The organism is Arenimonas sp., from assembly GCF_036275555.1.
Lineage (GTDB): Bacteria > Pseudomonadota > Gammaproteobacteria > Xanthomonadales > Xanthomonadaceae > Arenimonas.
The window spans coordinates 35,687-46,488 of record NZ_DASUDO010000042.1 but is presented as its reverse complement, the minus strand read 5'-3'; the positions used below and the strand labels follow the sequence as shown (position 1 = coordinate 46,488).

General features: G+C 71.1%; 13 protein-coding genes. 6 read left to right on the top strand and 7 right to left on the bottom strand.

Annotated features, from left to right (window positions below):
* Positions 1–269 (bottom strand): GDSL-type esterase/lipase family protein (locus tag VFV21_RS11435; protein WP_329669547.1); only part of this gene is annotated, 269 nt, incomplete at its 3' end.
* A 38-nt stretch (positions 270–307) separates the two neighbouring features.
* Between VFV21_RS11435 and VFV21_RS11430 the strand changes: the two genes are divergently transcribed.
* Both VFV21_RS11430 and VFV21_RS11425 read left to right on the top strand, forming a co-directional pair.
* A complete protein-coding gene (locus VFV21_RS11430; protein ID WP_329669546.1) occupies positions 308–1,027 on the top strand; it encodes an ABC transporter ATP-binding protein in 720 nt (239 codons plus the stop codon).
* Positions 1,024–3,522 carry an ABC transporter permease gene (locus VFV21_RS11425; RefSeq protein WP_329669545.1) on the top strand — a complete coding sequence of 833 codons (2,499 nt, stop codon included), beginning with the start codon at positions 1,024–1,026 and terminating at the stop codon, positions 3,520–3,522. Before VFV21_RS11430 ends, VFV21_RS11425 begins: the two co-directional genes overlap by 4 nt.
* Before the next feature lie 4 nt (positions 3,523–3,526).
* On the opposite strand, the gene VFV21_RS11420 is transcribed toward VFV21_RS11425, so the two are convergent.
* Positions 3,527–4,015, bottom strand: coding sequence for a DUF456 domain-containing protein (locus VFV21_RS11420; RefSeq protein WP_329669544.1), 489 nt, complete (start codon positions 4,013–4,015; stop codon positions 3,527–3,529).
* 292 nt (positions 4,016–4,307) lie between these two features.
* Positions 4,308–4,817 carry a fasciclin domain-containing protein gene (locus tag VFV21_RS11415; RefSeq protein ID WP_329669543.1) on the bottom strand — a complete coding sequence of 170 codons (510 nt, stop codon included), beginning with the start codon at positions 4,815–4,817 and terminating at the stop codon, positions 4,308–4,310.
* 206 nt (positions 4,818–5,023) lie between these two features.
* Between VFV21_RS11415 and VFV21_RS11410 the strand changes: the two genes are divergently transcribed.
* On the top strand, positions 5,024–5,860 hold the full coding sequence (locus tag VFV21_RS11410; protein ID WP_329669542.1) for an alpha/beta fold hydrolase: 837 nt from the start codon (positions 5,024–5,026) through the stop codon (positions 5,858–5,860).
* On the opposite strand, the gene VFV21_RS11405 is transcribed toward VFV21_RS11410, so the two are convergent.
* A complete protein-coding gene (locus VFV21_RS11405; protein ID WP_329669541.1) occupies positions 5,850–6,248 on the bottom strand; it encodes a hypothetical protein in 399 nt (132 codons plus the stop codon). The genes VFV21_RS11410 and VFV21_RS11405 overlap by 11 nt on opposite strands.
* 60 nt (positions 6,249–6,308) lie before the next feature.
* The gene (locus tag VFV21_RS11400; protein ID WP_329669540.1) at positions 6,309–6,779 is read right to left on the bottom strand and encodes a glycine zipper 2TM domain-containing protein; all 471 of its coding nucleotides are present in this window, start codon (positions 6,777–6,779) and stop codon (positions 6,309–6,311) included.
* Between the two features lie 123 nt (positions 6,780–6,902).
* On the opposite strand from VFV21_RS11400, the gene VFV21_RS11395 reads away from it, so the two are divergent.
* On the top strand, positions 6,903–7,697 hold the full coding sequence (locus VFV21_RS11395; RefSeq protein WP_329669539.1) for a tRNA threonylcarbamoyladenosine dehydratase: 795 nt from the start codon (positions 6,903–6,905) through the stop codon (positions 7,695–7,697).
* Here the strand turns inward: VFV21_RS11395 and VFV21_RS11390 are convergent.
* The gene (locus VFV21_RS11390) at positions 7,675–8,454 is read right to left on the bottom strand and encodes a TatD family hydrolase (RefSeq protein WP_329669538.1); all 780 of its coding nucleotides are present in this window, start codon (positions 8,452–8,454) and stop codon (positions 7,675–7,677) included. The genes VFV21_RS11395 and VFV21_RS11390 overlap by 23 nt on opposite strands.
* The gene (locus tag VFV21_RS11385; RefSeq protein WP_329669537.1) at positions 8,451–8,684 is read right to left on the bottom strand and encodes a DUF6116 family protein; all 234 of its coding nucleotides are present in this window, start codon (positions 8,682–8,684) and stop codon (positions 8,451–8,453) included. The genes VFV21_RS11390 and VFV21_RS11385 overlap by 4 nt, the downstream gene beginning before the upstream one ends.
* Before the next feature lie 139 nt (positions 8,685–8,823).
* Here VFV21_RS11385 and VFV21_RS11380 point away from each other — a divergent pair, with 139 nt between their 5' ends.
* Together VFV21_RS11380 and VFV21_RS11375 are read left to right on the top strand one after the other, a co-directional pair.
* Positions 8,824–9,507, top strand: a complete 684-nt coding sequence (locus VFV21_RS11380; RefSeq protein ID WP_329669536.1) for a glycine zipper 2TM domain-containing protein — start codon at positions 8,824–8,826, stop codon at positions 9,505–9,507.
* A gap of 123 nt (positions 9,508–9,630) precedes the next feature.
* Positions 9,631–10,794 (top strand): acyl-CoA dehydrogenase family protein, encoded by a 1,164-nt coding sequence (locus VFV21_RS11375; protein WP_329669535.1) that lies wholly within the window; start codon positions 9,631–9,633, stop codon positions 10,792–10,794.
* Positions 10,795–10,802 lie beyond the last annotated feature (8 nt).

The following is a 10,802-nucleotide window of genomic DNA, read 5'->3' as shown; positions in this document are numbered from 1 at the left end:
CCGCGCAGGGCGTCGTTGGCCCCGAGCGCGATCAGCACGACGTCGGGGCGGTGGCGCTTCAGGTCCTCGGGCAGGCGCCGCAGGCCCCCCGCCGTGGTCTCGCCCGAGATGCTTGCGTTCACGACGCGCCAGCCGTGGCTGCGGGCGCGCTCGCCGAGCAGGTGCACCCATCCCTGGTTGGTGGAAAGGCCGTAGGCGGCCGAGAGGCTGTCGCCGAAGACGAGCAGCGTGCGCGCGGCGAAGGCCGGCGCCGCGAGCACCAGCAGCACGGCAGGCAAAACGCAGCGAAGGAAGCGAAGAAGACGAGATGAACGCACTGAGGGATTCAAGGCAGGAGCAGGCGGATTCGAGCCCGGCAAGCCCCATTGTGCGGGCAGAGGCGCTCACCAAACAAGTCGCCACGCCGGACCACGAGCTCACGATCCTCAAGGCCGCCACCTTCGAGGTGCGCGCGGGCGAGGCGGTGGCGATCCTCGGGCCTTCCGGCTCGGGCAAGTCCACGCTGCTGGGGCTGCTCGCGGGGCTGGATTCGCCCAGCTCGGGCAGCGTGCGGATCGGCGGCCAGGACCTCTTCTCGCTCTCCGAGGACGGGCGCGCGAAGCTGCGCGGGCAGATGGTGGGCTTCGTGTTCCAGTCCTTCCAGCTCATGCCGGCGCTCACCGCGCTGGAGAACGTGATGCTGCCGCTCGAGCTCGCGGGCGGCGCCGGCGCCCGCGCCCGCGCGCGCGCCGTGCTGGAGCGCGTGGGCCTCGCCGAGCGCCTCGGCCACTACCCGCGCCAGCTCTCCGGCGGCGAGCAGCAGCGCGTGGCGCTGGCCCGCGCGTTCGTCACGCGCCCGGCGGTGCTGTTCGCCGACGAACCCACGGGCAACCTCGACACCACCACCGGCCAGGCCATCGTCGAACTGCTGTTCAAGCTCAACCGCGATTCCGGCACCACCCTGGTCCTGGTCACCCACGACGAGCGCCTGGCCGCGCGCTGCGGCCGCATCCTGCGCCTGGACGGCGGCCGGCTGGTGACGGCATGAACCGGATCGCACTGGCCTGGCGCCAGCTCCGCCGCGACCTGGCCTCGGGCGACGTCCGCATCCTGCTGGCCGCGCTGGTGCTGGCGGTGATGGCCGTGACCTCGGTGAGCTTCATCACCGACCGCGCCGAACGTGCGCTGGCGCTCGAGGCGAACCGGCTCCTGGGTGGCGACGCCGTCGTGCGCAGCGATTCGCCGATCGAGGGCGACCTGCGGGACGCCGCCGCCGCGCCCGGCCTCACGCTGACCGAGACGCTCAGCTTTCCCAGCATGGTGCGCGCCGGCGACGCCCTGCGCCTGGGCGAAATGAAGGCGCTGGGCGAGGGCTTCCCGCTGCGCGGGACGTTCCGCCTGCTGGATCCCGCGACGGGCGGTGAGCGCGACGCCGAAGGCATTCCCGCGCCCGGTACGCTGTGGCTGAGCCGCGCCGGCGCCGACCAGCTCGGGGCGAAGGTGGGCGACACCATCGGCGTGGGCAACAGCGAACTGACGCTGGCGGCCCTGGTCGTGCAGGAACCCGACGCCGCGCTGGACTATTTCAATACCGCGCCGCGCGTGTTCCTCAATCTGTCCGATGTGCCCGCCACCGGCCTGGTGCAGGAGGGCAGCCGCATCGGCTACCGCCTGGTCGTGGCGGGTGACTCCGGCGCGGTCGAGAAGTTCACCAACTTCGCGCGCGACAACCTGGGCCGCGGCCAGCGGCTGGAAACCGCCGGCGACGCGCGGCCGGAGATACGCCGCGCGCTGGATCGCGCCGATCGCTTCCTGGGACTGGCGGCGCTGGTGTCGGTGGTGCTCGCCGCGGTGGCGGTGGCCATGGCGGCGCGCCGCCACAGCGCGCGCCACCTGCAGGGTTCGGCCGTCATGCGCTGCCTCGGCGCCAGCCAGGGCACGCTGGTGGCGATCCACGCCGGCGAGCTGCTGCTGCTCGGGATGATGGGTTGCGCGCTAGGCGTGGCGCTGGCGTTCGGCCTGCAGTGGGTGGTGGCCGACTGGCTGATGGCGGCGCTCAAACTCTCGATTCCGGGCGCCGGCTGGCGGCCGGTGCTGGAAGGCTTCGGCGTCGGCCTGACCGTGCTGCTGGCCTTCGGCGTGCCGCCGGTGCTGGCCCTGCGCCGCGTGCCGGCCCTGCGCGTGCTGCGCCGCGACCTCGACCCGACCGAGCCCAGCGCCGTGCTGGTGGCGCTGGCCGGCCTGGGCGGGCTGGCGCTGCTGCTCTGGTGGAAGGCCGGCTCGGCCGAAGTGGGTACCGCGATGCTGCTTGGCATCCTCGGCACGCTGGCGGTGCTGGCGGGCCTGGCCTGGACGCTGATCGCCGTGCTCAAGCGCGTGCGCTCGCGCCTGCGCGGGCCCTGGCGCTACGGCCTGGCCAACGTCAGCCGGCGCGCCGGCGCAAGCATCGCGCAGGTGTCGGCGCTGGGACTGGGCCTGATGGCGCTGCTGCTGCTGACCTTCGTGCGCACCGACCTGCTCGACCGCTGGCGCAACGCGCTGCCGGCCGATGCGCCCAACCGCTTCATCGTCAACGTGCAGCCCGACCAGGTCGCGCCGGTGCGCGAGTTCCTGGCCGCGCAGGGCGTGGTCGATCCGGTGCTGTACCCGATGATCCGCGCCCGCCTGCTGGAGGTGAATGGCAAGGCGGTGACCGGCGACAGCTTCCCCGAGGAGCAGGGCCGCGCCCGGCGCATGGCCGAGCGCGAGTTCAACCTCTCGCAGGTCGATTCGCTGCGCGCCGACAACGAAGTGACCGCCGGCCAGTTCTGGACCGGCGTACCGGCCTCGCCCGAGCTTTCGGTGGAGGAGGAGTTCGCGCAGACGCTGGGCTGGAAGCTCGGCGACGAGGTCAGCTTCGACATCGCCGGCTCGCGCTTCAGCGGCCGCGTGACCAGCCTGCGCAAGGTGGACTGGGAGAGCTTCCGCCCGAACTTCTTCGTGGTGGCCTCGCCGGGCTCGCTCGATGGTTTCTCGGGCAGCCACATCACGGCGGTGAAAGTGCCGGCCGAGCGCACCCGCTTCACCGCCGAGCTGGTCGCGGCGTATCCGAACCTGTCGGTGGTGGACGTGGACGCGGTGCTGGACCAGGTGCGCGGCACGGTGGAACAGGTCTCGACGGTGGTCGAGGCGGTGTTCTATTTCTCGCTGGCGGCCGGCGTGCTGGTGCTGCTGGCGGCGGTGAGCGCCAGCCAGGACGAGCGCCTGCTCGAGGGCGGGGTGATGCGGGTGCTCGGCGGCAGCCGGCGCCAGCTGCGCTGGGCCCAGGTCTCGGAATTCAGCGCGATCGGCCTGCTGTCGGGGCTGGTGGCGGCGATCGCGGCGACGGTGCTGGCCGGCGTCATCGCCGACCTGGCCTTCGACCTGCCGTGGACGGCGAACCCGAGGCTGGCGGCCACGGGCGCGATCATCGGCACGCTGGCGGCGCTGGCCGCCGGCCTGTTCGCCACCCGCGGCGTGGTCAACACGCCGCCGTCGGTGACGCTGCGGGAGCTGCAGGGCTAACCGGTCAGTCGAGCCAGAGCGCCAGGCCGAAGACGCCGAGCATCGTGAACGCGAGCGCCACCTTCAGGGCGGCGCCCAGCGCCAGCCCGACCCAGGTGCCGAAGCCGACCCGGGAGGCATCGCGCCATTCCTTGCCGTTTGACATCTCGCCCATCGCCGCGCCCAGGAAGGGCCCGGCGACCAGGCCCGGCAAGCCGAAGAAGATGCCGACCACGCCGCCCAGGCCTGCGCCCCACAGCGCCTTGTTCGAGGCGCCCACGCGTTTGGCGCCGACCACGCTGGACAGCAGGTCCACGGCGATCGACAGCACCACCAGCACGCCCAGCACCACCAGCGTAAGCACGCCGATGCGCTGGAAGTCGTCCGTCCAGGCCGCGAGCAGCATGCCGGCGAACATCACCGGCAATCCCGGCAATACCGGCAGCACCGTGCCCAGCAGCCCGATCAGGATCAGCGCGCCGGCAACGAGGTAGTACGCAGTCTGGGTATCCATGCGCGGAGCATACCGCGTGGCGGGGTTTCCTGTGGCAAATGCGTTTTGAACGCGGATCAGAGCGGATGGGCGCGGATAAACGCGGATAGGGCAGAAACAATTAAGGGGTTGGTCACGCGAGTAGCTTTTGTCCGGCGAGAAGACTCACAAAATTTTCTTCCGCTCTATCCGCACTTATCCGCGTTGATCCGCTCTGATCCGCGTTCATAGCGTTTCAACTTGTTTCCCGCATGCCCCAAAAGAAACGACCCGCCACGGGGGCGGGTCGTTGGGCTGCCGTTGGAGGGAGGGATTACTCCGGCAGGATGACGGTGTCGATGACGTGGATGACGCCGTTGCTGGCGCCGATGTCGGTCGCGGTGACGGTGGCCTCGTCGATCTTGACGGTGCTGCCGGCCACGGTGACGTCGGCGGCGGCGCCGTTGACGGTGGTGGCGGTGTCGAGCTTGACCACGTCGGCCGCGGTCACCTTGCCGGCGACCACGTGGTAGGTGAGGATCGCGACCAGCTGGTCCTTGTTCTCGGGCTTGAGCAGGTTCTCGAGCGTGCCCGCCGGCAGCTTGGCGAAGGCGTCATCGGTCGGCGCGAACACGGTGAACGGACCTTCGCCGCTCAGGGTCTCGACCAGGCCCGCGGCCTTGACGGCGGCGACCAGGGTCTCGAAGTCCGCGTTCGACGCGGCGACGTCAACGATGGTGCCGGCCGGCTTGGCCTTGCCTTCGCTGTGGTGGCCCGCGAAAGCGGGGGTGGCAACGACGGCGGTCATCATCGCGACGAGCAGGCTCTTGCGGAAAATATTCATCGTGGGCTCCATGGAATGGGGTGGGGTGCCTGGGGCACGGGGCCACGATGCAACGCGGGCCGTCGCGACGGCGTGCGCGGCGCGTCAATGGCGCGTTGTTTCCACGTGCAGGGGAAGTGATTGCCGCCGGGCGGTGGCGGGTTCGGCCCTGCCAGCCGCGGGGCTCAGCCGATATGCTTCGCGCGGCGACAACAAAGGTGGATGGAATGCAGATCGAAGAACGCCGGATCGCGGCCAGCGACGGCCACGTTGCGCACCTGCGCGTGCACCACGCCCGGGCCGGCGCGCCCGGGCTGCTGTGGTTGCCCGCGCTGGGCGTGCCGGCCAACAAGTACGACGCGTTCGGCCAGGCGTTGGCGCGGCGCGGCATCCGCTGCGCCGTGCACGAATGGCGCGGCAACGGCAGCAGCTCGCTGCGCGCCGGGCGGGGCAGCGACTGGGGCTATCGCGAACTGCTGCAGCACGACCTGCCCGCCAGCATCGCGGCACTGGAGCCGGGCGAGTGGCGTTTCGGCGGCCACAGCCTGGGCGGGCAACTGGCGGCGATGGCGGCGGCGCGACAGCCGTCGGCTTGCCGCGGACTGGTGCTGGCCGCCACGGGCGTGCCGGACACCCGCACCTTCCGCGGCCGGCAGCGCCTGGGCATATCGCTGTTCGCGCGCAGCATTCCGCTGGTCACCGCCCTGGCGGGCTATTACCCGGGCCATCGCCTCCGGTTCGCCGGCCAGGAGGCCGGGCGCCTGATGCGGGACTGGGCCGCCACCGTGCGCAGCGGCCGCTACGCGGATTACGGCGACGGCGAAGCGATGGACGCGATGCTGGCGCGGCTGGCGCTGCCGACGCTGGGCCTGCGCTTCAGCGACGACTGGCTGGTGCCGGACGCCTCGCTGCGCGCCCTGGTCGCCAAGCTTGGCGAGGGCGAGCACCGTGATGAAGTGTTCGACGCGGCGCGGCTGGGCGAGAGGCCCGACCACTTCCGCTGGATGCGGCAGCCCGAGGCCCCGGCGGCCGCCATCGCCGACTGGATTGGCCTCAGCCCTTGAAGTCGCGGTGGCAGGCCTGGCAGCCCGAACCCACGCGGTCGATCACGACGCGGGCGGCGGCACAGTCCGCCGGCGGCGCCGCCAGCGCGGCATCGAGCGCCGCGCGCAGCTCGCTGGCGTGGCCGATGAAACGATCGTCATCGGCCGTCGGCAGGAAGGCGGGTTCGAGGTCATTGCCCAGGAAGCGCAGCGTCTGCAGGCGCGGCGTGAGGTCGGCGCTGGTGCAGCGGTTCTGCTTGAGCGACTGGTCCAGGCCCTTCATCTGGGCGGACATCACGGCCATCACGCCGTTGGGGTAGGCGGTGCCCTGGCGCAGGGCATTGAGCAGGATCAGGGTGCACAGGGCGCCGACCAGCAGGCCGATGACGCCGACGATCAGGGAACGCATGGGCTGCTCCGGAAGTAAGCCGCCGCGAAGATATCACGGCGACTTACCCGGGCAAGCCGGTCAGCGCAGGGCGGAGATGCGGTTGCCGTCGACGCGGACGTAGGCGCCTTCACGGATGTCGGCCGGCAGGCGGTTGGTGTTGATGACGACGCGGCGGCCGTCGTCCATGCGCACGTGCACGTCGAAGGTTTCCTCGTTCACCTTGTTCTCGATGGCATTGCCGGCGACGGCGCCGGCGACTGCGCCGGCCACGGTGGCGGTGTTCCGCTTGCCGTCGCTGCCGTGCTTGGGGATCTCCCGGGCGGCGACGGCGCCGACCAGGCCGCCGAGCACGGCGCCGGTGCGGCTGTTCTCGCGCACGCCGTAGACCTGCTCGATGCGCTCGACGCGGCCGCAGTCGTAGCAGCGCTGCGGCTGGGAGTAACCGTAGCCGCGGTCGTTGTAGCCATAGCCGCTGTTGCGCGGGGCCGTGGAGCAGGCCGCCAGGCCGGCGGTGGCGAGGGTGGCGACGATCAACAGGTGGCTCTTCATGGCGATTTCCTCGGGTGGGACACTCGGGGCCGACGCTAGCCCCGGCCGCCTGAACGGCCCCCGACCCGGACCGCCGGGGCTGAAGCGCGGTTCATCGGTGCGGCCGTGCCCTAAAATGCCGGCATGACACAAACCTCCCAGCGATTCGCCGGCATCGACCGGCTGTACGGACGCGGCGCCGCCGAGCGGCTGGCTGCGGCCCAGGCCTGCGTCGTCGGGCTGGGCGGGGTCGGCTCCTGGGCAGTGGAGGCACTGGCGCGCAGCGGCGTCGGCCGGCTGGTGCTGATCGACGCCGACGAGGTCTGCGTCAGCAACACCAACCGCCAGCTGCACGCGCTCGACGGCCAGTTCGGCCGCGGCAAGGGCGAGGTGCTGGCCGAGCGCTGCCGGGCCATCAACCCGGATATCCGGGTCGAGGTGGTGCAGGAATTCCTGTTGCCCGCCAACCTCGAGGCGCTGCTCGACCGCGGCCATGACGTGGTGCTCGACGCCTGCGACAGCTTCCGCAGCAAGCTCGAGATGATCGCCTGGTGCCGGCGCCGCAAGCTCCCGATCGTGGTGTGCGGCTCCGCGGGCGGGCGCACCGATCCGACCCTGGTGCGCGTGCGCGACCTTTCGCGCACCGAGCAGGACGCGCTGCTCGCGCTGGTGCGCAAGCAGCTGCGCGCCGGCTTCAAGTTCCCGCGCAACCCCGATCGCTACTTCGGCGTGCCGGCGGTGTACTCGCTGGAGAACGTGAAGTACCCGCAGTTCGACGGCAGCGTCTGCGGCGTGCGGCCGAAGTTGGGCGCCGACGAATCGCTCAAGCTCGACTGCGGCGCCGGGCTCGGCGCGGCCACCCACGTCACCGGCAGCTTCGGCTTCGCGATGGCGGGCAAGGCGATCGAGCTGCTGCTCAAGCCGCGGCCGGCCGCCTGACGAACAGCTTGCGCGCGTTGGCGGTGGTCGCCGCGGCGATGGCCTCCGGCGATCCACCGCGCAGCTGCGCCACCACCGCCAGCACCTCCGGCAGGTAGGCCGGCTCGTTGCGCTCGCCGCGGTGGCCGGCGCCGGGCTGGTCGGGTGCATCGGTCTCCAGCAGCAGGAACTCGATCGGCATGCTGGCCACCGTGCGCCGCAGCCGCTGGGCGCGTTCGAAGGTGACCGGGCCGCCGATGCCGAGATGGAAGCCAAGGTCGAACAGCTGCCGCGCCTGCTCCTCGCTGCCCGACCAGCTGTGCACCACGCCGCGCAGGCCGCCGGTCCGGTGCAGGCGGGTGATCACCTCGTCCACGGCGCGGCGCGCGTGCAGCACCACCGGCAGGTCGAATTCGCGGGCCAGGTCCAGCTGGGCCTGGAAGAAATGGCGCTGGCGCTCCGGATCCAGCCCTTCGACGAAGTAATCCAGCCCGCACTCGCCGACGGCGGCCGGGCGCTCGGTCGCGAGCCAGTCGGCCAGTTCATCGAGGTGTTCGTCGCGGTGCTGGTCCAGGTACATCGGATGCAGGCCGTAGGCGGGCAGCAGCCCCGGGTCCAGGGCGCAGGCATCGCGCAGGGCGGGCCAGGCCGCGCGGGACACGGCGGGCACCAGCTGCCACTGCACGCCGGCCGCGCGGGCCCGCGCCACCACCGCCGGCCGGTCCGGATCGAACTCCGGGGCGTCGAGGTGGCAGTGGCTGTCGTAAAGCGCGCTCATTCCCGGCGCGATTCGCCTTCGATCGGTTCGCGCGGGGTCGGCGGCGGCTCGCTGCGTTTCCAGTTCGCCAGCACCAGGGTCGCGAGCGCGGTGATGACCTCGTCCATGAAAGGCACGGGATCGGGCAGCAGCCAGCTCAGCACCATCAGCGCCAGCGTCACCTTGAACAGGGTAGGGAAGCGCAACCGGCTGGCGAAGCCGACCACGGGTCCGGTCATGGGGTGCGGCATGCTGGCCTCCTTTGACGATCCTTGCCGCGAAATTAACACGGCGCGGTGGGTAATCTTGGCTTGTGCCGCCGTTCAGGCTGGGGCGACCAACCTTGGGCCCGAGCGACGGACCCTGCCGCCGCCGAGAGAGGACATGACCATGAACAAGACCGTATTGGCTGCCGTGGCCGGCATGCTGGCCGCCGGTGGCGCCATCGCCGCCTACCAGACCTTCGCGACGCCTTATGCGGACGTCGTGTCGTCCACCCCCATCATCGAGAAGGAGCCGATCTACGGCGACGTGGTGTCCAGCACCGCCGTCACCGAGATGCGCACCGGCTCGCGCCAGGTCTGCGAGGACGTGGCGGTCGAGAAGCGCCGCGAGGAGCGCTTCGGCGACAAGGACGGCATGGTGGTGGGCGCCGTGGTCGGCGGCCTGCTGGGCAACCAGGTGGGCGGCGGCGACGGCAAGAAGCTGGCCACCGTCGCCGGTGCCGTGGGCGGCGCCTTCGCCGGCCGCGAGATCGACCGCCGCCACACCGGCGGCCAGAGGTACACCGAGGTTGAGCAGCAGTGCCGCACCGTCACCGAGCCGCGCGAGGAAGTGATCGGCTACGACGTGCAGTATCGCCGCGACGGCGAGGTGGCCACGACCCGCGTCGACGAGAAGCCGGGCGCCCAGATCCTGCTCGGCGAGCGCGACAAGGTCGTCGGCTACGACGTCACCTGGGAGTACGAGGGCCAGACCGGCAGCCTCGTGATGGACGAGGACCCGGGCAAGCGCCTGCCGATCAAGGACGGCGTGATCGCGGTCCGCTCGGCCGATACGCCGCCGCAGGGTTGATTCCTTCACCCCGATGAACCCCGGAAGGGCCGGCCATGCCGGCCCTTCCGCGTTGACGGGCTGCCTTATGGCCGCCGGGCGGGCTAAAATGCCGGACTTTCCCCGCCGACCGCAGACCGCCCCATGGCCCTGAATCCGACCGACCTGTTCGACATCCGCAGCCTGCTCTCCGAAGAGGAGCGCATGATCCAGGACAGCGTCGCCCGCTTCACCGACGAGCGCGTGCTGCCGATCATCGGCGACTGCTTCGACCAGGGCCGCTTCCCGTCCGAGCTGGTACCCGAGATCGCGGCCATGGGCCTGTTCGGCTCCTCCCTGCCCGAGAAGTACGGCTGCGCCGGCCTCAACGCCGTCAGCTACGGCCTGATCTGCCAGGAACTCGAGCGCGGCGACAGCGGCATCCGCAGCTTCGTCTCGGTGCAGAGCTCGCTGTGCATGTACCCGATCTACGCCTACGGCTCGGAAGAGCAGCGCCAGCAGTACCTGCCGGGCATGGCCCGCGGCGAGATCATCGGCTGCTTCGGCCTGACCGAGCCGCACGGCGGCTCCGACCCGGGCAACATGAAGACCACCGCCAAGCGCGACGGCGGCGACTGGATCATCAACGGCGCCAAGATGTGGATCACCAACGGCTCCATCGCCGACATCGCGATCGTCTGGGCGATGACCGACGAGGGCATCCAGGGCTTCATCGTCCCGAAGGGCACCAAGGGCTTCGACACCCAGGTCGTGCACAAGAAGATGAGCCTGCGCGCCTCGGTCACCTCGGCGCTGTTCTTCGACGGCGTGCGCGTGCCCGACAGCCAGCGCCTGCCGAACGTGAAGGGCCTCAAGGGCCCGCTGGGCTGCCTGAGCCAGGCCCGCTACGGCATCACCTGGGGCCCGATCGGCGCCGCCATCGCCAGCTACACCTCGGCGCTGGAGTACTCCAAGACCCGCATCCTGTTCAATCGCCCGATCGCGGCCACCCAGGCGGTGCAGCTCAAGCTCGCCGACATGGCCCGCCGCATCACGCTGGCGCAGCTGCTCAGCCTGCAGCTCGGCCGCCTGAAGGATTCGGGCAACCTGCAGCATTCGCAGGTGTCGCTGGCCAAGTGGAACAACTGCCGCATGGCGCTCGACATCTCGCGCGAGGCGCGCGACATCCTCGGCGGCGCCGGCATCACCACCGAGCACCCGCCGATCCGCCACGCCCTAAACCTCGAGTCGGTCATTACCTACGAAGGCACCGAGACCGTGCACCAGCTGGTGATCGGCCGCGAAGTCACCGGCATCAACGCGTTCTGACCCGCGAA

Bases quoted from the DNA above. Each gene is read 5' to 3' on its own strand.
- VFV21_RS11430 (WP_329669546.1), top strand. From the start codon at position 308: ATGAACGCACTGAGGGATTCAAGGCAGGAGCAGGCGGATTCGAGCCCG.
- VFV21_RS11425 (WP_329669545.1), top strand. From the start codon at position 1,024: ATGAACCGGATCGCACTGGCCTGGCGCCAGCTCCGCCGCGACCTGGCC.
- VFV21_RS11420 (WP_329669544.1), bottom strand. From the start codon at position 4,015: ATGGATACCCAGACTGCGTACTACCTCGTTGCCGGCGCGCTGATCCTG.
- VFV21_RS11415 (WP_329669543.1), bottom strand. From the start codon at position 4,817: ATGAATATTTTCCGCAAGAGCCTGCTCGTCGCGATGATGACCGCCGTC.
- VFV21_RS11410 (WP_329669542.1), top strand. From the start codon at position 5,024: ATGCAGATCGAAGAACGCCGGATCGCGGCCAGCGACGGCCACGTTGCG.
- VFV21_RS11405 (WP_329669541.1), bottom strand. From the start codon at position 6,248: ATGCGTTCCCTGATCGTCGGCGTCATCGGCCTGCTGGTCGGCGCCCTG.
- VFV21_RS11400 (WP_329669540.1), bottom strand. From the start codon at position 6,779: ATGAAGAGCCACCTGTTGATCGTCGCCACCCTCGCCACCGCCGGCCTG.
- VFV21_RS11395 (WP_329669539.1), top strand. From the start codon at position 6,903: ATGACACAAACCTCCCAGCGATTCGCCGGCATCGACCGGCTGTACGGA.
- VFV21_RS11390 (WP_329669538.1), bottom strand. From the start codon at position 8,454: ATGAGCGCGCTTTACGACAGCCACTGCCACCTCGACGCCCCGGAGTTC.
- VFV21_RS11385 (WP_329669537.1), bottom strand. From the start codon at position 8,684: ATGCCGCACCCCATGACCGGACCCGTGGTCGGCTTCGCCAGCCGGTTG.
- VFV21_RS11380 (WP_329669536.1), top strand. From the start codon at position 8,824: ATGAACAAGACCGTATTGGCTGCCGTGGCCGGCATGCTGGCCGCCGGT.
- VFV21_RS11375 (WP_329669535.1), top strand. From the start codon at position 9,631: ATGGCCCTGAATCCGACCGACCTGTTCGACATCCGCAGCCTGCTCTCC.